Origin of the sequence: Micromonospora auratinigra, from assembly GCF_900089595.1 — a bacterium.
GTDB classification, from domain to species: domain Bacteria; phylum Actinomycetota; class Actinomycetes; order Mycobacteriales; family Micromonosporaceae; genus Micromonospora; species Micromonospora auratinigra.
Map to the genome: position 1 here is coordinate 2,936,308 of NZ_LT594323.1, position 19,025 is coordinate 2,955,332.

Sequence of the window (19,025 nt, forward strand, 5' to 3'; positions counted from 1 at the left end):
CGCGCCCCACGAAGGAGCAGCTCGCGGCGGCGGCGGACAAGCTCCTGCCGGACCTGCTCGCCCCCGGCCTCGACGTGCTCTTCGTCGGGATCAACCCGGGGCTGTGGTCGGCGGCGACCGGCTGGCACTTCGCCCGGCCCGGCAACCGGTTCTGGCCGGCGCTGCACCGGGGCGGGTTCACGCCGCGCCTGCTGCACCCCAGCGAGCAGGACGAGCTGCCCGCGCTCGGGCTCGGCATCACCAACATGGTGGCGCGGGCCAGTGCCCGGGCCGACGAGCTGAGCGCCGAGGAACTGGTGACCGGTGCGGAGCTGCTCACCGGCAAGGTACGGCGGTACCGGCCGCGCTGGGTGGCGGTGGTCGGGGTGACCGCGTACCGGATCGGTTTCGCCCGGCCGAGGGCCGGCTTCGGTCCGCAGCCGGACCGGCTCGGCCCCGCCCGGCTCTGGGTGCTGCCCAACCCGAGCGGCCTGAACGCCCACTTCACCGCCGAGAGCCTCGGCGCGGCCTTCGGCGAGCTGCGGGCCGCCGCCGGGGCGGCCCGATGATCCCGGCGCCGGACCCGGACTGCTGGCTGCACCCGGACGTGGTGGTGGGCCACTCCCCGATCGCCGGGCGGGGCCTGTTCGCCCGGGCCGCGATCCCGGCCGGGACGGTCGTCTCCCGGCTCGGCGGTCGACTGGTCTCCACCGAGGTGCTGCGCGCGACGCTCGCCGCCGCCGACCGGTACGTCGACACCATCGCGGTGGACGCCGACCGGCACCTGATCCTGCCGCCCCGGCGGCCCAACGGCTACGGCAACCACAGCTGCGACCCGAACCTGTGGTGGGTCGGCCCGTACGCGCTGGCGGCCCGGCGGCCGATCGCCGTCGGCGAGGAGGTCACCAACGACTACGCCACCAGCACCGGTGAGCCGGACTTCGCCCTGGCCTGCCGGTGCGGGGCCGCCGGGTGCCGGGGCCGGGTCACCGGGGACGACTGGCGGCTACCGGACCTGCGCGAGCGCTACGGCGAGCACTGGGTGCCCGCCCTGCTCGCCCGGATCCGGGCCGAGCCGGGCTGACCCCGCTCAGTTGGCGGCGGCCGGCGGCATCGCCTCCTGGGCGACGTACGTGCCCATCGGCACGGTGGTGACCACCGGCTCCGGCTGCTCCGCCTCGGCGTACGGGGCCGGCGAGTCGGCGACCGCGAACTGGGTGCGGTAGAGCTCGGCGTAGAGGCCACCGACCGCGACCAGCTCCTCGTGCCGGCCCCGCTCGACGATCCGCCCCTCGTCGAGGACGAGGATCTGGTCGGCGTCGCGGACGGTGGAGAGCCGGTGCGCGATCACCAACGCGGTACGCCCGGTCAGCGCCACCGACAGCGCCCGCTGCACCGCCGCCTCGCTCTCCGAGTCGAGGTGCGCGGTGGCCTCGTCGAGGATCACGATCGACGGGGCCTTGAGCAGCAGCCGGGCGATGGCGATGCGCTGCTTCTCGCCGCCGGAGAAGCGGTAGCCGCGCTCGCCGACCGTGGTGTCGAGCCCGTCGGGCAGGGCCCGGACCAGGTCGGCGACCTGTGCCCCGGCCAGCGCGGCCCAGATCTCGTCGTCGGTGGCGTCCGGCTTGGCGTAGCGCAGGTTCTCCCGGATCGTCTCGTGGAACAGGTGCGAGTCCTGGGTGACCACGCCGATCTCGTCGCGCAGCGAGGCGAGGGTGGCGTCCCGGACGTCGACCCCGCCGACCAGCACCTGGCCGTCGCTGACGTCGTAGATCCGGGAGATCAGCATGGACAGCGTCGACTTGCCGGCGCCGGACGGGCCGACCAGGGCCACCATCTGGCCGGGCTCGACACCGAACGAGACCCCCTTGAGCACCGGCTCGTTGACCGTCCGGTCGAGCGCGGCGACCTCCTCCAGGGAGGCCAGCGACACCTCGGCGGCGCTCGGGTAGCGGAACCGCACGTCGCGGAACTCGACCCGGCCGTTGCCCCGGGGCACCGGCACCGCGTCGGGCTTCTCGGCGATGCCGGGTCGCAGGTCGAGCACCTCGAAGACCCGGTCGAAGGAGACCAGGGCGCTCATCACGTCGACCCGGACGTTGGAGAGCGCGGTGAGCGGGCCGTAGAGGCGGGTGAGCAGCAGCGCGAGCTTGACCACCGTGCCGGCGCTGACCGCCCCGGCGACCGCGAGCCAGCCGCCCAGGCCGTAGGTGAGCGCCTGGGCGAGGGAGGCGACCAGCAGCATCGCCACGAAGAAGGTGCGCGAGTACATGGCGGACTGGATGCCGATGTCGCGGACCCGCTCGGCCCGGCCGGCGAAGCGGGCCGCCTCCACCTCGGGCGAGCCGAAGAGCTTGACCAGCAGCGCCCCGGCGACCCCGAACCGCTCGGTCATCGTGGCGTTCATCTTCGCGTCGAGGTTGTACGACTCGCGGGTGATCTCGGCGAGCCGCCGGCCCACCCGGCGGGCCGGGATGATGAAGATCGGCAGCAGCACCAGCGCCAGCAGCGTGATCTGCCAGGAGAGGACCAGCATCGCGCCGGCGGTGAGCACCAACTGGATCACGTTGCTGACCACGCCGGACAGGGTCGAGGTGAAGGCCCGCTGGGCGCCGAGCACGTCGTTGTTGAGCCGGCTGACCAGGGCGCCGGTCTGGGTCCGGGTGAAGAACTGCAACGGCATCCGCTGGACGTGGTCGTAGACCCGGGTCCGCAGGTCGAGGATGATGCCCTCGCCGATCCGGGCCGAGTACCAGCGCTGGGCCAGCGAGAAGAGCGCGTCGGCGACGGCCAGCACGGCGATGACCAGGGCCAGCCGGACCACGGTCGTGCCCGCGTCGGGGCGACCGCCGGCGATCGCGTCGATGACGTCACCGGCGAGCAGCGGGGTGGCCACCCCGATCACCGCGGCGATCACCACGGTCACCAGGAAGACGGCGATGTCCCGCCGGTACGGCCGGGCGAACGCGACGATCCGCCTGGCGGTGCCGCGCGTGAGCTGGTGGCTGGAGATCTCGTCCCGGTTGCGCATCGACCGGAGCATGCTCCAGCCCCCCATGCCGCCACCGGCCATCGGGTTGGACACTCTCACCTCCGGGTCGTCGGGCAGCGTCGTACCGTCGGGTCAATTCTCCCGACGACTACGACAACCTCGCGAGTAACCCGGATCTTCCCGAACGGTCCTTACGACTATTCTCCGCGCCCGGCGAGGTCACGCAGCCGCCGGGTCTGCGCCTCCCGCTCGGCGCGCTGCTGCTCGGCGTGGGTACGCGTCGCCGCGCCCTGGAGCAGCGCCTTGATCTCCACGATGGCGTCCCGGTTGTTGGCCAGCAGGCCGGCGGTCAGGTCACGCACGGCGGCGTCCAGGTCGGCGCCGGGCACCACCAGGGTGGCCAGGCCGATCCGGTCGGCCTCGGCGGCGTCCATCCGGCGGCCGGTGGCGCAGATCTCCAGCGCCCGGGAGTAGCCGACCAACTCGACGAGCCGCCGGGTGCCGGCGAGGTCGGGGACCAGGCCGAGGGTGACCTCGGCCATCGAGAGCTTGGCGTCCTCGGCGAGCACCCGCAGGTCGCAGGCGAGGGCGAGCTGGAAGCCGGCGCCGATGGCGTGCCCCTGCACGGCGGCGACCGAGATCACGTCCGGGCGGTGCAGCCAGGTGAAACCGCCCTGGTACCCGGCGATCCGGTCGGCGCACTCCTGCTCGGGCAGGGTGGACAGCTCGGCGAAGGACCCCGGGCCGGAGGCACCGGCCACCGACAGGTCGAGGCCGGCGGAGAAGGCCCGCCCCTCGCCGCGCACGACGACGACCCGGACGTCACCGGGCAGGTCGCGCGAGAAGTCGCTCATCGCGCGCCACATGGCCGGGGTCTGGGCGTTGAGCACGTCGGGCCGGCACAACGTGACTGTCGCGACCGGCCCGTCGCAGTGGAGCCGTACCCCGGTCGTCTCGGCGGTCACCGGACCGGCCGGGGTGCGACGCTGGTGGACGACGCGGGTGGGCGGGTCACGCCTTCTTGCGACGCCGGGCGCCGCCCCGCTGCCGCAGCTGCACGCCGGACTCGGTGAGCACCCGGTGGATGAATCCGTAGGAGCGACCGGTCGAGGCCGCGAGCGCCCGGATGCTCTCCCCGCCGGTGTACCGCTTTACCAGGTCCTTGGCGAGCGTCTGACGCTCGGCTCCGACGATCCGGCGACCCTTCTCAGTGCTGGTGGCTGTGCCAGTGGCTGCCATGCTGTGTCCTCACGTCCCAGACTGTGCGGTTCGGATACGGTCCCACCTATTAGACCGCCTCGAACGATCATGCGCCAGATATCAACTCTTCGCCAACCGACACGCTATGCAATGTCGCCTTCCCGATAGAGTGATCCTTCTGACCGGTCAGCCAGGGCCCGCCGCCTGGATCATGCCGGGCCGACCGACCGGCCGGGCCGTACGCTCCCCCGCGTGACCGACCTGCTCGCCACCGCCGCCGGCGCGGCCCTCGTCTTCGCCGCCACCAACCTCGACGACATCGTCGTGCTCACGGTCTTCTTCGTGGCGGCGCGCGCCACCGGCCGCCCCCGCCCCCGCGACATCGTGGCCGGGCAGTACCTCGGCATCGGCGCGCTGGTCGCGGCCGCCGTGGTGGCGGCCGCCGGGCTGCTGGTCGTGCCGGACCCGTGGACCGGGCTGCTCGGCCTGCTGCCGGTCGCGCTCGGCGTCCGCGCGCTGCTGGCCCGCTCCGCCGACGACGGTCCGCCGGCGGTGGTCGGCAGCCTGCTCGGCGTGGCCGGGGTGACCATCGCCAACGGCGCCGACAACGTCGCGGTGTACGTGCCGGTGTTCCGCACCCTGGAGCCGGCCACCGGGCTGGTCTGGCTGCTGGTCTTCGGCGCGCTGGTGGCGCTCTGGTGCACGGTCGCCGCGCTGCTCGGCGGCCATCCCCGGGTGGTGCGGCTGGTCGACCGGGTCGGCCACTGGCTGGTCCCGGCCGTCTTCGTCGCCATCGGCGCGACCATCCTGGTCACCTCCGGCGTCCTCCCCCGCCTCGCCACCCTGCTGACCTGACCCCCACCCCGCGACGGTGATCATGAGGTTGACGGCGTTGTGGATCTCCGAAACTGCCGCCAACTTCATGATCGACGCGGCTCGCGCGGGGGTCGGGGTGGGGTGGGTGGTCAGGCCAGTTCGACGAGTTCGAGGAGGTCGTCGGACCAGGCGTCCTCGTCGCCGTCGGGGAGCAGGATGGCGCGGTCGGGCTTGAGCGCGCTCACCGCGCCGGGATCGTGGGTGACCAGCACGATCGCGCCGGGGTAGCGGGCGATCGCGTCGAGCACCTGCTCGCGGCTGACCGGGTCGAGGTTGTTCGTCGGTTCGTCCAGCAGCAGCACGTTCGCGCCCGAGCAGACCAGGGTGGCCAGCGCCAGCCGGGTCTTCTCGCCGCCGGAGAGCACCCCGGCCGGCTTGTCCACGTCCTCGCCGGAGAACAGGAACGCGCCAAGGATCTTGCGCAGGTCGGTGTCGGTCTGGTCCGCCGCCGCGCTGCGCATGTGCTCCAGGATCGTCCGGTCCACGTCCAGCGTCTCGTGCTCCTGGGCGTAGTAGCCGAGCCGCAGGCCGTGCCCCGGGCGCACCTCGCCGGTGTCCGGTTCGAGCAGGCCACCGAGCATCCGCAGCAGGGTGGTCTTGCCGGCGCCGTTGAGGCCGAGGATGGCCACCCGGGAGCCCCGGTCCACCGCCACGTCGACATCGGCGAAGATCTCCAGCGACCCGTACGACTTGGACAGGCCGGTGGCGGTCAGCGGGGTCTTGCCGCACGGCGCCGGGTTGGGGAACCGGACCTTGGCCACCTTGTCCGCGTGGCGGACGTCCTCCAGGCCGGAGATCAGCTTCTCGGCCCGCCGGGCCATGTTCTGCGCGGCGACGGTCTTGGTCGCCTTGGCCCGCATCTTGTCGGCCTGCGCCATCAGCGCGCCGGCCTTCTTCTCGGCGTTGGCCCGCTCCCGGCGGCGACGCCGCTCGTCGGTCTCCCGCGCCGCCAGGTACGCCTTCCAACCGAGGTTGTAGGTGTCGACCACGGACCGGGTGGCGTCCAGGAACCACACCTTGTTGACCACCGACTCCAGCAGCGAGCCGTCGTGGGAGATCACGATCAGGCCGCCCTTGTGGTTGGCGAGGAAGCCACGCAGCCAGGTGATCGAGTCGGCGTCGAGGTGGTTGGTCGGCTCGTCCAGCAGCAGGATGCCGCCGCCGTTCTCGCCCGCGTCCCGGAACAGGATCCGGGCCAGCTCGATGCGGCGGCGCTGGCCGCCGGAGAGGGTGCCGATGGTCTGCGCCAGGGCCCGGTCGGGCAGGCCCAGGTTGGCGCAGATCCGGGCGGCCTCGGCCTCGGCCGCGTACCCGCCGAGCGAGGCGAACTGGTCCTCCAGCGCGCCGTAGCGGCGGACCAGGCGCTCGTCGTCGGCGCCCTCGGCGAGCTTGGCCTCCAGCTCCTTCATCTGCGCCATGAGCACGTCCAGCCCGCGCGCGGAGAGCACCCGGTCGCGCCCGGTGACCTCCAGGTCGCCGGTACGCGGGTCCTGCGGCAGGTAGCCGATGGCGCTGCGCCGGTCGATCTGCCCGGCGTACGGCTGGCCCTCCCCGGCCAGCACCTTCAGCGTGGTGGTCTTGCCGGCGCCGTTGCGGCCGACCAGACCGATCCGGTCACCCGGCTGCACCCGCAGCGTGGTGTCGGACAGCAGGATCCGGGAACCGGCGCGCAGCTCCAGGCCGGTGGCAGTGATCATTTCGAGGTACTCGCTCTCGGGGTCCGGAAAGGCTGACTCAGGGCACGCGAAAGCGCCGGCGGGTGATCAGTTCCCGTCGGCGCGGGGCGGTTCAGCCTTCGCAGCGCAGCACGGGTGCAAGTGTACCGGGCCGGCTCGGGCGACCGATCCGGATTACCCGACAAGATCATCGGGTACCGAACACGCCGTCCGGACCCGGTCCGGTACCGCAACCACCACACAGGGATCAAAGGGCGATCGGGGTCATTATGGAGCTGAACGAGAACGCACAGATCGACACCAGCCAGGTGGACGATCGGCGAGGTTCCGGCGGAGGCGGCGGAGGCGGGGGCGGCATCCCGATCCCCATCCCCGGCGGCGGTGGGCGCGGCGGGATCATCGGCATCATCATCGCCGTGCTCGTGGCCCTGGTGGGTGGCGGCTTCGGGCTGAACGCGATGGGTGACAGCGGCGGCTCGGAGCAGCAGGGCGACAACACCTCCCTGCAGCAGAAGTGCTCGGCGGAGGACGCGCTGAAGCAGCTCGACTGCCGCAACACCCTCTACGTCAACTCGATCCAGGCGTACTGGCGCAAGGCCCTGCCGGAGGTCTTCGGCAAGCAGTACCAGCCGTCGAAGACGGTGTTCTTCAGCCAGAACGTGAACACCGGCTGCGGCCAGGCCGACTCGGGCGTCGGGCCGTTCTACTGCCCCGCCGACGACCTGGTCTACATCGACCTCACCTTCTACCGCCTGCTCGCCGACCAGCTCGGCGCCAAGGGCGAGTTCGCCCAGCCGTACGTGCTCGCCCACGAGTACGGCCACCACGTGCAGGACCTGCTGGGCACCGAGGCGCAGATGCGCCGCCAGCAGCAGCGCGACCCGCAGAACGCCAACGCGCTGTCGGTGAAGCTGGAGCTGCAGGCCGACTGCTACGCGGGCGCCTGGGCCAAGAACGCCACCGGCACCGCCGACGAGGGCGGCCAGAAGATCTTCAAGAGCATCACCGACCAGGACATCCAGGAGGCGATCGACACCGCCGAGAAGATCGGTGACGACGCCATCCAGAAGCGCGCCGGTCGCCCGGTGAACCCGGACGAGTTCACCCACGGCACCTCCGAGCAGCGCAAGGAGTGGTTCACCAAGGGCTACTCGACCGGCGACCCGAAGGCCTGCGACACCTTCGGCAGCGGGCAGTGACGCCGCACGCCGCCTGACGGACGACACGGCACCGGGCCGACCGGCCCGGTGCCGTGTCGCGTTCGGCCGCTCAGCCCAGCAGGGTCACCTGGCCCGGGGTGGCGCGCTGGGTGGTGCTGCCGTCGCCCAGCTGACCGCCGCTGTTGTCACCCCAGCACCACAGGCCACCGTCGGTGCGGATCGCACAGCCGTGGTCGCTGACGTCCACGCCGCCGGTCCAGGTGGTGGCGGAGCCGACCTGGGTGGGCGCGTTGCGGTGCGTGGTGGTGCCGTCGCCCACCTGCCCGGTGGCGTTCTTGCCCCAGCACCAGAGGGTGCCGTCGGTCCGCGACGCGCAGGACGTGTCGCCACTGCCGGCGCCCAGCCGGCTCCAGGTGGTGCCCGTGCCGACCTGAACCGGCGCGGTCTGGTAGCTGCCGCTCACGCCGAGCTGCCCGTACCCGTTCTCGCCCCAGCACCACAGCGTGCCGGCGCGGATCCCGCAGGTGTGCGCGTACCCGGCCTGCACGCCGGTCCAGCCGGTCGCGGTGCCGACCTGGGCCGGGGTGACCTGCGAGCCCAGGAAGCCGAGCCCGAGCTGCCCGTCCGAGCTGTAGCCCCAGCACCAGAGCGTGCCGTCGGTGCGGGTCCCGCAGCTGTGCGCGAAGCCGGTCGTGACGCTCGCCCAGGTGGTGGCCGTACCGACCTGCAACGGGCTGGTGGCGGTGTACGGCGAGGTGCCGACGCCGAGCTGGGAGGTCCGGTTGAAGCCCCAGCACCAGAGGGTGCCGTCGGTCCGCACCGCACAGGTGTGCGCGGGGCCGGCGCTCACCCGGGCCCAGGTGGTCGCGGTGCCGACCTGCACCGGCGTACGCCGGCTGGTGGTCGTCCCGTCACCGAGCTGGCCCCGGTAGTTCGAGCCCCAGCACCACAGCGTCCCGTTGGTCTGCACCCCGCAGGTGTGGCTGGTGCCGGCGTCGACCACGGCCCAGGTGTCCGTGCCGACCCGCGCCGGGGTGCTCCGGTTCGTCGTGGTGCCGTCACCGAGCTGGCCGCTGTAGTTCGAGCCCCAGCACCAGAGGCCCCCGTCGGCGAGGACCGCACAGGTGTGTGCGCCGCCCACGCTGACGCTGGTGGCCGCCGGGGCGGCCAGTGCGGCGCGCGTGACGGGGCTGGCCCCGGCAGCCGCCGGGCCGGCGGTCAGCGCGAGGGTGAGCCCGGCACTTCCGGTGAGCATCGCCGCCGCGACGGCGAGGATCCGGGTCGCACGGCGCCACCGGGCCCGCGGGCGGCCGTCCTGATATCCGTTCATGTAGTTGTTCTCTCCCAACGATGTCGATGCCTGGATGACGGAGACGGAAGCTGCCCCGGTGGGTCGCCCGGAGACCCACCACTTCGTGGCACCGACTTTATGCATCGAGTCGATTCGATGCACCATCGACCGGTTGGATTGACCGTCTTGCGGGGGATCTTTCCCGCTCAGCGGACCAGAATGTGGACCGCCCGGGCCGCGGCGACGGCGGCCACCAGCACCGCGTGCCGGGGTTCCGGCACGTCCAGCAGGCGCCCGGCGCGCACCGCCGCGAGCGGGGCCAGCCGGCGGTCGGCCAGCACCGTGTCCACGGCCCGCCGGTCACCGCCGCAGACCAGGGCCGCCAGGCCCGACGCGGCCGGCAGCAGCAGGCGTACGGCCAGCTCCGCCGCGTCGCCCAGGGCCGCCTTCGCCTGGTTGTCGCGCCGGCGGGCGAACCGCTGCTGGGACCACCCACCGGCGGCGGTGCGCCCCTGCACGTACCGGGTGTCCACCTTCGACACCACCAGCTCGGTCCCGTCGGCCACGCCCACCGCCACCGCACCCTTGCGGGCCAGCAGCAGACCCAACCGGCGCGGCGCCGCCGCGGCGGCCACGAATCCGGGTACGTCGACGGCGGCCGGTGCACCCGGCGGGGTGTGCAGCTCGGCGGTCGCGCCGTCCGGGGCGGCGAGCAGCAGCCCGTACCCCTGCTCGGTGGTGGTGGGCGGGCCGTGCCGGTCGGCGAAGCCCTCGACCCAGCGGGCGACGCGGGCCGGGTCGACCTCGACCCACCGGCCGCCCCCGGCTGCGGGTCGGCTGGTCACCGCCCGACGGTACGACACCGGGGCGCCGCACGACCCGGCGGGGACGACGGTCGGCGGTCAGGCCGGCAGCAGGGCGGCCACCGCGAGGGCGGCGATCAGGGCGCTGGAGACCAGGCCGGTGACCAGTCGTCCACGTGGCCCGGCCAGCGCCCGGCCCACCACGCTGCCCCCGCCGGCGACGAGCAGTTGCCAGCTCGCCGAGGCCAGGAACGCCCCGGTCACGAAGAGCGCGGCGGTCGCCGGGCCCAGGGCGGCGGACTCGCGGCGGCCCAGCACCAGCGCGACGAAGTAGAGCACCGTGGTGGGGTTCAGCAGGGTCAACCCGAGCACCGCCGCGTACGCCCGGCCGGGCCGGTCCAGCCCTCGCCCCACCGGCGCCGGCGCGACCTGCCGGCGGGCGGACCAGGCCCGCCACAGGCCGTGCCCGGCCAGGCCGAGCAGGACCAGCGCGGCGACCACCCGCAGCGGCCCGGCGACCGGCGCGACGACCCGGGCCAGTCCGGCCCCACCGAAGGCGGCGACGGCGGCGTAGAGCCCGTCGGCGGTCGCCACGGCCAGCGCGGCGGCCGCGCCGACCCGGAACGAGGTACGGGCGCTGAGCCCGAGAACGAGGACCGCGATCGCGCCGACCGGGACGGCGACCCCGTAGCCGGCCAGCAGGCCGGCGAGGAACGCCCCGCTCACGACGGCGGACGGTGACGCGAGGCGACCCGCGGCGCGGTGCGCTGTCGACGCGCGGCGGTGGCCGCACGGACAGGGACCTGCTTCGGGTACGCCTCGATCACCCGCCCATCCTGAACCCCACCCCCACCCCCGGCCACCCATTTCCCGCCCCACCCCCACCCCGCCCTCCGCTCCCCTCCGCCCTCCGCTCCCCTCCGCCCGCCGCTCCCCTCCGCCCGCCGCTCCCCTCCGCCGCTAATTCACGGAAAGAGGCCTTTTCCACGGCCGTATAGCGCCACTTTCCGTGAATTAGTGCGGCGGGCGGGGGCGGGGCGGGCGGGGGCGGGGCGGGCGGGCAGGGGGCGGGGAGCGATCGGGTGGGCGGGGCGGGTGGGGGTGGAGACGGGTCGAGCGCGACACCCGGAGGGGTGTCGCGCTCGACGGGTGACCGTTACCGGTCAGACGTTGAAGCCGAGGGAGCGGAGCTGGTCCCGCCCCTCGTCGGTGATCTTGTCGGGGCCCCACGGCGGCAGCCAGACCCAGTTGATCCGGATGTCGTCGACCAGCCCGCCACCCGGGCCGGTGGTCAGCGCCTGCCGGGCCTGGTCCTCGATCACGTCGGTCAGCGGGCAGGCCGCCGAGGTCAGCGTCATGTCCAGGGTGGCGACGTTCTGGTCGTCCACGTGGACGCCGTACACCAGGCCCAGGTCGACCACGTTGATGCCCAGCTCGGGGTCGACGACGTCCTTCATCGCCTCCTCGATGTCGGCGAGGCGGGCCTTGCCGCCGGCCGGCGTCTCCGCGCCGTCGGTCGCCACCGTGCCGGTCTCCGGCGTCGTGGTCTCGTGCTCGCTCATGCCTTCACCTCCGTCGGGCTCACGCCCACCCCGGCGCGTGCCGCGGCGTCCTTGAACGCCATCCACGACAGCAGCGCGCACTTCACCCGGGCCGGGTAGCGCGCGACACCCGCGAACGCCACCCCGTCTCCGAGTACTTCCTCGTCCGGCGTGACCTGGCCGCGCCCGGACATCAACGCCACGAACGCCTCGTGCACCACGGCGGCGTCGTCGGCGGCCCGGCCGCGCAGCAGCTCGTGCAGGATGCTCGCCGACGCCTGGCTGATCGAGCAGCCCATCCCGTCGTACGAGATGTCGGTGAACACGGTGCCGTCGGTGGCCACCCGCACGGTGATCTCGTCGCCGCAGGTCGGGTTGACGTGGTGCGCCTCGCCGACCCGGGCCGCCGGATCCGCCGCGTCCCGCAGGCCACGGCCGTGCGGGTGCTTGTAGTGGTCCAGGATGATCTCCTGGTACAGAGACTCAAGCTGCATCAGGCTGGACTCCCATCGATTCGCCCGGCTCCTGCGTCGCCCAGCTCATCCGAACACCTTCCGCACCTGCTCGAGACCGGCCACCAGCGCGTCGATCTCCTCCGTGGTGGTGTACAGGTAGAACGACGCCCGCGTCATGGCCGGTACGCCGAACCGGGTGCACACCGGCTTCGCGCAGTGGTGCCCCACCCGGACCTGGACGCCGAGCGAGTCGAGCACCTGCCCGACGTCGTGCGGGTGCACGTCGCCCAGCGCGAACGAGATCGTCCCGCCCCGGCCGACCGGCACGTTCGGACCGAAGATCCGCAGCCCCGGCACGGTGGCGAGGGCGTCCAGCGCGTACGCCGTCAGCTCCTTCTCGTGCCACTGGATCGCGCGCATCCCGATGCCGGTGAGGTAGTCCACCGCCGCGCCGAGCGCGACCGCCTCGGCGATCGGCGGGGTGCCCGCCTCGAACCGGGCCGGCGGCGCGGCGAACGTCGACCGTGCCATCGACACCGTCTCGATCATCGAGCCGCCGCCCAGCACCGGCGGCATCGCCGCCAACAGCTCGGAGCGCCCCCAGAGCACGCCGATGCCGGTCGGGCCGCACATCTTGTGCCCGGTGAAGACGATGAAGTCGGCGTCGTAGTCGACCACGTCCATCGGCATGTGCGGCACCGACTGCGAGCAGTCGAGCAGCAGCAGCGCGCCCACCTCACGGACCCGCTTCGTGATCCGCCCGGTGGCGTTGACGGTGCCGAGGATGTTGGAGGTGTGCACCAGCGAGACGATCTTCGTCCGCTCGGTGACCAGGTCGTCCAGCCCCGACTCGTCCAGCCGGCCGGCGTCGGTGACCGGGAACCAGCGCAGGGTCGCGCCGGTCCGCTCGGCCAGCAGCTGCCACGGCACGATGTTCGAGTGGTGCTCCATCTCGGAGATCACGATCTCGTCGCCCGGGCCGATCCGGAACCGCGGGTCGGCGTCCGGGCGCAGCGAGGCGTTGGAGAACGCGTACGCCACGATGTTGATCGCCTCGGTGGAGTTCTTGGTGAACACCACCTCGTCGACGCTCGGCGCGTTGACGAACGCGGCGATCTTCGCCCGGGCGCCCTCGTACGCCTCGGTCGCCTCGGTGCCCAGGGTGTGCACCGAGCGCGACACGTTGGCGTTGTGCCGCGCGTAGTGCTCGGCGAGGACGTCGAGCACCTGACGCGGCTTGTGCGAGGTGTTGGCGCTGTCGAGGTAGACCAGCGGGTGCCCGTTGACCTCCCGCTCCAGGATCGGGAAGTCGGCCCGCACCCGCGCCACGTCGAAGCGGGGCACGTCGTCGTACTGCGGCATGCCCGCCGGGATCGCGAGGGAGGAGGTCATGTCAGGTCAGGCCCGCGCCGCGCCGGCCCCGGCGACGTACCGCTCGTAGCCCTCTTCCTCGAGCTTGTCGGCCAGCTCCGGGCCGCCCTGCTCGACGATCCGGCCGGCCACGAAGACGTGTACGAAGTCGGGCTTGATGTAGCGCAGGATCCGCGTGTAGTGGGTGATCAGCAGCAGGCCGGTGTCGCCGGTGTCGCGCACCCGGTTGACGCCCTCGCTGACCACGCGCAGCGCGTCCACGTCCAGGCCGGAGTCGGTCTCGTCGAGGATCGCCATCTTCGGCTTGAGCAGCTCCAGCTGCACGATCTCGTGCCGCTTCTTCTCGCCGCCGGAGAAGCCCTCGTTGACGTTGCGCTGGGCGAACGCCGGGTCCATCTGGAGCTTCTCCATGGCGCCGCGCAGCTCGCCGGCCCAGGTGCGCAGCTTCGGCGCCTCGCCGTCGATGGCGGTCTTGGCGGTGCGCAGGAAGTTGGCCACCGAGACGCCGGGCACCTCGACCGGGTACTGCATGGCCAGGAAGAGGCCGGCGCGGGCCCGCTCGTCGACGGACATGGCCAGCACGTCCTCGCCGTCGAGGGTCACCGAACCGCCGGTGATCTCGTACTTCGGGTGGCCGGCGATCGAGTACGCCAGGGTCGACTTGCCGGAGCCGTTCGGGCCCATGATCGCGTGGGTCTCGCCCGACTTCACGGTCAGGTCGACACCGGCGAGGATCGGCTTGAGCTCACCCTCGGGCAGCTTGACCGACACCTTCAGGTCGCGGATCTCCAGGGTGCTCATCAGCGGGTCACTCCATTGCTCGGCGTCAGACTGACGTAGATGTCGCCGTCGCGGACTTCGACGGGGTAGACGGGTACGGGTTCGGTCGCGGGCAGCCCGGTCGGCTCACCGGTACGCAGGTCGAAACGGGATCCGTGCAGCCAGCATTCCAGCGTGCAGCCCTCGACCTCGCCCTCGGAGAGGGCCACGGCGGCGTGCGAGCACTCGTCGTGCACGGCGTAGAAGACGTCGTCCTCGCCGTGCACGATCGCGAGTTGGGTGCCCTCGACGTCGGCGCTGATCGCGGTGCCCTTCGGCACGTCCTCGACGGCGCAGATCCGGATCATCAGGCGCCGGCCTTCGCGAGGCGGGCCTCGATCGCGTCGCCGAGCCGCTCGCGCAGCTCCTCGACCGGGATCTTGTTGATCAGCTCGGCGAAGAAGCCGCGCACCACCAGGCGGCGCGCCTCCTCCGCCGGGATGCCGCGGGCCATCAGGTAGAAGAGCTGCTCGTCGTCGAAGCGGCCGGTCGCGCTGGCGTGCCCGGCGCCGGCGATCTCGCCGGTCTCGATCTCCAGGTTGGGTACGGAGTCGGCCCGCGCGCCGTCGGTGAGCAGCAGGTTCCGGTTGATCTCGTACGTGTCGGTGCCGGTCGCCTCGGCCCGGATCAGCACGTCACCGACCCAGACGGTGTGCGCGTCCGCGCCCTGCAGGGCGCCCCGGTAGCCGACGTAGCTGCGGCAGTCCGGGGTGTTGTGGTCGACCAGCTGCCGGTGCTCCAGGTGCTGACCCGAGTCGGCGAAGTAGAGGCCGTACAGCTCGGCCTCGCCGCCGCGGCCGGTGTACTCCACGGTGGTGTTCTGCCGGACCAGGTCGCCGCCGAGGGTGACCTGGACGTGGACGACCTTGGCGTCGCGCCCCAGCTTGACCTTCAGGTGCTGGGCCTGCACCGCGTCGGCCGCCCAGTCGGCGACGGTGACCAGGTGCAGCTTCGCGCCGTCGGCCACCTGCACCTCGACGTTGTCGGCGAGCGTGGCGGAGCCCAGGTGCTCCAGCACCAGGGTCACCTCGGCGAACCGGCCCACCTCGACGAAGGTGTGCCCGAAGGCCAGCCCGTCGGCGCCGTCACCGACCACCCGCAGGCGCACCGGGGCGTCCACCACGGCGTCCGCGGCGACCTGCACCAGCAGCGCGTCCGCGGCGCGGCCGTAGGCCAGCGCGCTGACCCGGTCGACCGGGGTGAGCACGCTGCCGACCCGCGGGTCGTCCGTGCCGATCCGCGACACGGTCACGCCGGCCGGCAGGTCCCCGTACTCGTGCCGGACCGCACCGGTCGCGGCCGACACGTCACCGGTCAGGCCCCGCAGCCGCTTGAGCGGGGTGAAGCGCCAGTCCTCCTCCAGGCCGGTGAGGGCCGGGAAGTCGGCGACGTCGTACGAGCGGAGCGCCTGCGACTTGGTGCTGGGCGGCGCGGAAGCCTGGGTAGTCATCTCTTCCTTGGTCTGTCATGAATCGGAGGGTCGAAGCGGGCCGGGCCGGACCCGGCGTACCGGGTCCGGGCCCGACCGTGGCCGGGCGGAGGCGGCGTCAGCCGACCGCGCCCTCCATCTGCAGCTCGATCAGGCGGTTGAGCTCCAGGGCGTACTCCATCGGGAGCTCCTTGGCGATCGGCTCGATGAAGCCGCGCACGATCATCGCCATCGCCTCGTCCTCGCTCAGGCCCCGGCTCATCAGGTAGAAGAGCTGGTCGTCGCTGATCTTGGAGACGGTCGCCTCGTGCCCCATCGCCACGTCGTCCTCACGGATGTCGACGTACGGGTAGGTGTCGGAGCGGGAGATGGTGTCGACCAGCAGCGCGTCGCACTTGACCGTGCTGCGGCTGTTGGTGGAGCCCTCCAGCACCTGCACCAGGCCCCGGTACGAGGTCCGGCCGCCGCCCCGGGCGATCGACTTCGACACGATGGTCGAGGAGGTGTGCGGCGCGGCGTGCACCATCTTGGCGCCGGCGTCCTGGTGCTGGCCCTCGCCGGCCATGGCCACCGAGAGCACCTCGCCCTTGGCGTGCTCGCCGGTCATGTAGACCGCCGGGTACTTCATGGTCACCTTGGAGCCGATGTTGCCGTCGACCCACTCCATGGTCGCGCCCTCGTGGCAGACGGCCCGCTTGGTGACCAGGTTGTAGACGTTGTTCGACCAGTTCTGGATGGTCGTGTAGCGGCAGCGCGCGTTCTTCTTCACGATGATCTCCACGACCGCGCTGTGCAGCGAGTCGGAGGAGTAGAGCGGCGCGGTGCAGCCCTCGACGTAGTGCACGTACGCACCCTCGTCGACGATGATCAGCGTCCGCTCGAACTGGCCCATGTTCTCCGTGTTGATCCGGAAGTAGGCCTGCAGCGGGATCTCCACGTGCACGCCCTTCGGCACGTAGATGAACGAGCCACCGGACCAGACGGAGGTGTTCAGCGCGGCGAACTTGTTGTCGCCGACCGGGATCACCGTGCCGAAGTACTCCTTGAAGATGTCCTCGTGCTCGCGCAGCGCGGTGTCGGTGTCCAGGAAGACGACGCCCTGCTCCTCGAGGTCCTCGCGGATCTTGTGGTAGACGACCTCGGACTCGTACTGCGCCGCGACGCCGGCGACCAACCGCTGCTTCTCCGCCTCCGGGATGCCCAGCCGGTCGTAGGTGTTCTTGATGTCCTCCGGCAGGTCCTCCCAGCTGGTGGCCTGCTTCTCGGTGGAGCGCACGAAGTACTTGATGTTGTCGAAGTCGATCCCGGTCAGGTCCGCGCCCCAGGCCGGCATCGGCTTGCGGTCGAACAGCCGCAGGCCCTTCAGGCGCAGGTCGAGCATCCAGGCCGGCTCGTTCTTCTTGGCCGAGATGTCCCGCACCACCGCCTCGTTGAGGCCGCGCTGGGCAGCCGCCCCGGCGACGTCCGGGTCGGCCCAGCCGTACTCGTAACGACCGAGGGCGGCGAGCTGCTCCTCCTGGGTCAGGGGCTGGACGATCTGCTCGGTCATCTATCTGTCCTCACAGTGGTGACGGTGTTACCGGACTGGGCACGCGGCTGGGCCGGGATGTGCGTGGTGCACACCCCGTCGCCGTGCGCGATGGTGGCCAGGCGCTGCACGTGGGTGCCGACCAGACGGGAGATCACCGCGGTCTCGGCCTCGCACAGCTGGGGGAACTCGGCGGCCACGTGCGCCACCGGGCAGTGGTGCTGGCAGAGCTGCCCGCCGGAGGCGATCGTGGACGCGTTGGCAGCGTAGCCCTCGGCGGTCAGCGCCCCGGCGAGTGCCTCGGCCCGGGCGAGCGGCTCGTCGCCGGCGTCCTCCATGGCCGCCCGGCAGCGCTCCTCCAGGGCCGAGACCTGCTCGGCGGCGAACGACTCGACGGCGTGCGCGCCACCGGTGCGGGCGATCCAGCGCAGCGCCGCGGTGGCGATGTTGTCGTAGTGGTGGGTGCCGCAGCGCACCCGGGCCGCCTCGGTCAGGGTGAAGACCTTGGCCGGCCGGCCCCGCCCCCGGCTGCCCCGCACGGTCTGCTCCCGGGCGACCACGTCGCCGTCGGCGAGCATCGCGTCGAGGTGCCGGCGGATCGCGGCCGAGCTGAGGCCGAGCAGCGCGCCGAGCTGGGCCGCGGTGGTCGCGCCCCGCTCCAGCAGCAGCTGGGTCACCCGGTCCCGGGTGGAGAGGTCGGTGGACACGGCCGGCTCCGGCTCGGCCGGGCGGGCGCGACGCGACGAACCGCCACCGGCGACCGGACCGGTCACCGGGAGCTGCTCGGAGAGCGCCGCCGCGTTTTTCACAACGGCAACGTTACGTAATTCGCCGAGGGGCCGCAAACCCGGGGTCCGGTGATCCCGACCACCGGGGTGGCGGAGTCACCCGATCGGGATCCACTACGGTGCGTAGGATTCGCTCCGTGAAGGCTTCCGTCCGGTTCCCGGTCACCCCGACCCTGCTGCGTCGCCTCGCGTACGCCTCGATCATCGCGAACGTGGCGATCGTGGTCACCGGCGGGGCGGTCCGGCTCACCGCCTCCGGGCTGGGCTGCCCGACCTGGCCCCGGTGCACCGACGAGTCGTACCACACCACCGCCGAGATGGGCGTGCACGGGGTGATCGAGTTCAGCAACCGGCTGCTCACCTTCGCGGTGGGCATCATCGCGCTGGCCGTGCTGCTCGCGGTGGTGGCCCGACGGCCCCGCCCGCGCGGGCTGCTGCCGCTGGCCGTGGCGGTCTTCCTCGGCATCCCGGCCCAGGCCGTGATCGGTGGCATCACCGTGCTGACCCACCTCAACCCCTGGGTCGTCGGCCTGCACTTCCTCGCCTCGATGGCGGTCATCGCCGCCGCGTACGCGCTCTGGCGGCGCACCGTCGAGCCGGACGGCCCGACCACCCCGACCGTGCCCGCGCCGCTGCGTACCCTCGCGCTGCTCACCACCCTGGTCAGCGCGGCGGTGCTGGTGGTCGGCACCTGGGTGACCGGCAGCGGCCCGCACGCCGGCGACCGGGGCGCGGCCCGCAACGGCCTCGACCCGCAGGCGATCTCCCAGGTGCACGCCGACGGGGTGTTCCTGCTCATCGGCCTCTCCGTGGCGCTGCTGTTCGCGTTCCGGGCGGTCGGCGCCGTCCGCGCGGCGCGCGCCGCCGCCGTGCTGGTCGCGGTCGAGCTGGGCCAGGGCCTGATCGGCTTCGTGCAGTACTTCACCCACCTGCCGGCGCTGCTGGTCGCCGCGCACATGCTCGGCTCCTGCCTGGTGCTGCTGGCCACCCTGGCGGTGCTCTGGGCCACCCGCGAGCGCCGGGCGGTCTCCCCGCCGGCTGCCACCGCCCCGGCCGCCGAACCGGTCACCGCGGGCGTCTGAGGGCGGCACCGGACACCGGGCGTTAGCCGGCGGAC

The 19,025-nt window shown here is 72.7% G+C and carries 20 protein-coding genes; 5 read left to right on the forward strand and 15 right to left on the reverse strand.

The genetic code is table 11. The features are described from left to right. Positions 1-44: 44 nt before the first annotated feature. Together mug and GA0070611_RS12880 are read left to right on the forward strand one after the other, a co-directional pair. Positions 45-548 (forward strand): G/U mismatch-specific DNA glycosylase, encoded by a 504-nt coding sequence (gene mug / locus GA0070611_RS12875; RefSeq protein WP_231921505.1) that lies wholly within the window; start codon positions 45-47, stop codon positions 546-548. Further along, on the forward strand, positions 545-1,063 hold the full coding sequence (locus tag GA0070611_RS12880) for an SET domain-containing protein (RefSeq protein ID WP_091663253.1): 519 nt from the start codon (positions 545-547) through the stop codon (positions 1,061-1,063). Before mug ends, GA0070611_RS12880 begins: the two co-directional genes overlap by 4 nt. A gap of 6 nt (positions 1,064-1,069) precedes the next feature. On the opposite strand, the gene GA0070611_RS12885 is transcribed toward GA0070611_RS12880, so the two are convergent. The 3 genes from GA0070611_RS12885 to GA0070611_RS12895 all read right to left on the reverse strand — a co-directional run bounded on the left by GA0070611_RS12885 (position 1,070) and on the right by GA0070611_RS12895 (position 4,210). Beyond that, the gene (locus tag GA0070611_RS12885; protein WP_091672848.1) at positions 1,070-3,052 is read right to left on the reverse strand and encodes an ABC transporter ATP-binding protein; all 1,983 of its coding nucleotides are present in this window, start codon (positions 3,050-3,052) and stop codon (positions 1,070-1,072) included. A 116-nt stretch (positions 3,053-3,168) separates the two neighbouring features. Next, positions 3,169-3,936: an enoyl-CoA hydratase/isomerase family protein gene (locus tag GA0070611_RS12890; protein ID WP_091663256.1), complete on the reverse strand. Its 768-nt coding sequence runs from the start codon at positions 3,934-3,936 to the stop codon at positions 3,169-3,171. A 46-nt stretch (positions 3,937-3,982) separates the two neighbouring features. Next, positions 3,983-4,210 (reverse strand): helix-turn-helix domain-containing protein, encoded by a 228-nt coding sequence (locus tag GA0070611_RS12895; RefSeq protein WP_007072022.1) that lies wholly within the window; start codon positions 4,208-4,210, stop codon positions 3,983-3,985. A gap of 213 nt (positions 4,211-4,423) precedes the next feature. Here GA0070611_RS12895 and GA0070611_RS12900 point away from each other — a divergent pair, with 213 nt between their 5' ends. Continuing rightward, positions 4,424-5,026 (forward strand): cadmium resistance transporter, encoded by a 603-nt coding sequence (locus GA0070611_RS12900; RefSeq protein ID WP_197675918.1) that lies wholly within the window; start codon positions 4,424-4,426, stop codon positions 5,024-5,026. A 110-nt stretch (positions 5,027-5,136) separates the two neighbouring features. Here the strand turns inward: GA0070611_RS12900 and GA0070611_RS12905 are convergent, their stop codons facing one another. Further along, positions 5,137-6,744, reverse strand: coding sequence for an ABC-F family ATP-binding cassette domain-containing protein (locus GA0070611_RS12905; RefSeq protein WP_091663265.1), 1,608 nt, complete (start codon positions 6,742-6,744; stop codon positions 5,137-5,139). A 248-nt stretch (positions 6,745-6,992) separates the two neighbouring features. Between GA0070611_RS12905 and ypfJ the strand changes: the two genes are divergently transcribed. Next, on the forward strand, positions 6,993-7,922 hold the full coding sequence (gene ypfJ, locus GA0070611_RS12910; RefSeq protein ID WP_091663269.1) for a KPN_02809 family neutral zinc metallopeptidase: 930 nt from the start codon (positions 6,993-6,995) through the stop codon (positions 7,920-7,922). A gap of 70 nt (positions 7,923-7,992) precedes the next feature. Here ypfJ and GA0070611_RS12915 read toward each other — a convergent pair whose 3' ends face one another. The 11 genes from GA0070611_RS12915 to GA0070611_RS12965 form a co-directional block, all read right to left on the reverse strand. Continuing rightward, complete coding sequence (locus GA0070611_RS12915) at positions 7,993-9,213, reverse strand: RCC1 domain-containing protein (RefSeq protein WP_091663272.1); 1,221 nt, start codon at positions 9,211-9,213, stop codon at positions 7,993-7,995. Positions 9,214-9,380: 167 nt separating this feature from the next. Further along, positions 9,381-10,019, reverse strand: a complete 639-nt coding sequence (locus GA0070611_RS12920; protein ID WP_091672851.1) for an acVLRF1 family peptidyl-tRNA hydrolase — start codon at positions 10,017-10,019, stop codon at positions 9,381-9,383. A 57-nt stretch (positions 10,020-10,076) separates the two neighbouring features. Further along, positions 10,077-10,703, reverse strand: a complete 627-nt coding sequence (locus GA0070611_RS12925; protein WP_231921442.1) for a LysE family transporter — start codon at positions 10,701-10,703, stop codon at positions 10,077-10,079. A 437-nt stretch (positions 10,704-11,140) separates the two neighbouring features. Then, complete coding sequence (locus GA0070611_RS12930) at positions 11,141-11,539, reverse strand: metal-sulfur cluster assembly factor (RefSeq protein ID WP_091663280.1); 399 nt, start codon at positions 11,537-11,539, stop codon at positions 11,141-11,143. Continuing rightward, complete coding sequence (gene sufU / locus GA0070611_RS12935) at positions 11,536-12,012, reverse strand: Fe-S cluster assembly sulfur transfer protein SufU (protein WP_091663283.1); 477 nt, start codon at positions 12,010-12,012, stop codon at positions 11,536-11,538. Before sufU ends, GA0070611_RS12930 begins: the two co-directional genes overlap by 4 nt. Before the next feature lie 45 nt (positions 12,013-12,057). Next, on the reverse strand, positions 12,058-13,365 hold the full coding sequence (locus GA0070611_RS12940) for a cysteine desulfurase (RefSeq protein WP_091663288.1): 1,308 nt from the start codon (positions 13,363-13,365) through the stop codon (positions 12,058-12,060). 6 nt (positions 13,366-13,371) lie between these two features. Then, on the reverse strand, positions 13,372-14,145 hold the full coding sequence (sufC, locus tag GA0070611_RS12945; RefSeq protein WP_091663293.1) for a Fe-S cluster assembly ATPase SufC: 774 nt from the start codon (positions 14,143-14,145) through the stop codon (positions 13,372-13,374). Then, complete coding sequence (locus GA0070611_RS12950; RefSeq protein WP_091663297.1) at positions 14,145-14,471, reverse strand: non-heme iron oxygenase ferredoxin subunit; 327 nt, start codon at positions 14,469-14,471, stop codon at positions 14,145-14,147. The genes sufC and GA0070611_RS12950 overlap by 1 nt, the downstream gene beginning before the upstream one ends. Beyond that, on the reverse strand, positions 14,471-15,613 hold the full coding sequence (gene sufD / locus GA0070611_RS12955; RefSeq protein WP_091663300.1) for a Fe-S cluster assembly protein SufD: 1,143 nt from the start codon (positions 15,611-15,613) through the stop codon (positions 14,471-14,473). The genes GA0070611_RS12950 and sufD overlap by 1 nt, the downstream gene beginning before the upstream one ends. A gap of 97 nt (positions 15,614-15,710) precedes the next feature. Then, entirely contained in the window at positions 15,711-17,141 is a 1,431-nt protein-coding gene (sufB, locus tag GA0070611_RS12960; protein ID WP_091663303.1) for a Fe-S cluster assembly protein SufB, read from the reverse strand. Then, a complete protein-coding gene (locus GA0070611_RS12965; RefSeq protein WP_091663308.1) occupies positions 17,138-17,929 on the reverse strand; it encodes a helix-turn-helix transcriptional regulator in 792 nt (263 codons plus the stop codon). Before GA0070611_RS12965 ends, sufB begins: the two co-directional genes overlap by 4 nt. Before the next feature lie 98 nt (positions 17,930-18,027). On the opposite strand from GA0070611_RS12965, the gene GA0070611_RS12970 reads away from it, so the two are divergent. Continuing rightward, positions 18,028-18,990: a COX15/CtaA family protein gene (locus GA0070611_RS12970; RefSeq protein ID WP_197675919.1), complete on the forward strand. Its 963-nt coding sequence runs from the start codon at positions 18,028-18,030 to the stop codon at positions 18,988-18,990. The last annotated feature ends 35 nt before the right edge of the window (positions 18,991-19,025 follow it).

Bases quoted from the DNA above. Each gene is read 5' to 3' on its own strand.
- GA0070611_RS12880 (WP_091663253.1), top strand. From the start codon at position 545: ATGATCCCGGCGCCGGACCCGGACTGCTGGCTGCACCCGGACGTGGTG.
- GA0070611_RS12885 (WP_091672848.1), bottom strand. From the start codon at position 3,052: ATGGCCGGTGGCGGCATGGGGGGCTGGAGCATGCTCCGGTCGATGCGC.
- GA0070611_RS12895 (WP_007072022.1), bottom strand. From the start codon at position 4,210: ATGGCAGCCACTGGCACAGCCACCAGCACTGAGAAGGGTCGCCGGATC.
- GA0070611_RS12905 (WP_091663265.1), bottom strand. From the start codon at position 6,744: ATGATCACTGCCACCGGCCTGGAGCTGCGCGCCGGTTCCCGGATCCTG.
- ypfJ (WP_091663269.1), top strand. From the start codon at position 6,993: ATGGAGCTGAACGAGAACGCACAGATCGACACCAGCCAGGTGGACGAT.
- GA0070611_RS12915 (WP_091663272.1), bottom strand. From the start codon at position 9,213: ATGAACGGATATCAGGACGGCCGCCCGCGGGCCCGGTGGCGCCGTGCG.
- GA0070611_RS12930 (WP_091663280.1), bottom strand. From the start codon at position 11,539: ATGAGCGAGCACGAGACCACGACGCCGGAGACCGGCACGGTGGCGACC.
- sufU (WP_091663283.1), bottom strand. From the start codon at position 12,012: ATGCAGCTTGAGTCTCTGTACCAGGAGATCATCCTGGACCACTACAAG.
- GA0070611_RS12940 (WP_091663288.1), bottom strand. From the start codon at position 13,365: ATGACCTCCTCCCTCGCGATCCCGGCGGGCATGCCGCAGTACGACGAC.
- sufC (WP_091663293.1), bottom strand. From the start codon at position 14,145: ATGAGCACCCTGGAGATCCGCGACCTGAAGGTGTCGGTCAAGCTGCCC.
- GA0070611_RS12950 (WP_091663297.1), bottom strand. From the start codon at position 14,471: ATGATCCGGATCTGCGCCGTCGAGGACGTGCCGAAGGGCACCGCGATC.
- sufD (WP_091663300.1), bottom strand. From the start codon at position 15,613: ATGACTACCCAGGCTTCCGCGCCGCCCAGCACCAAGTCGCAGGCGCTC.
- sufB (WP_091663303.1), bottom strand. From the start codon at position 17,141: ATGACCGAGCAGATCGTCCAGCCCCTGACCCAGGAGGAGCAGCTCGCC.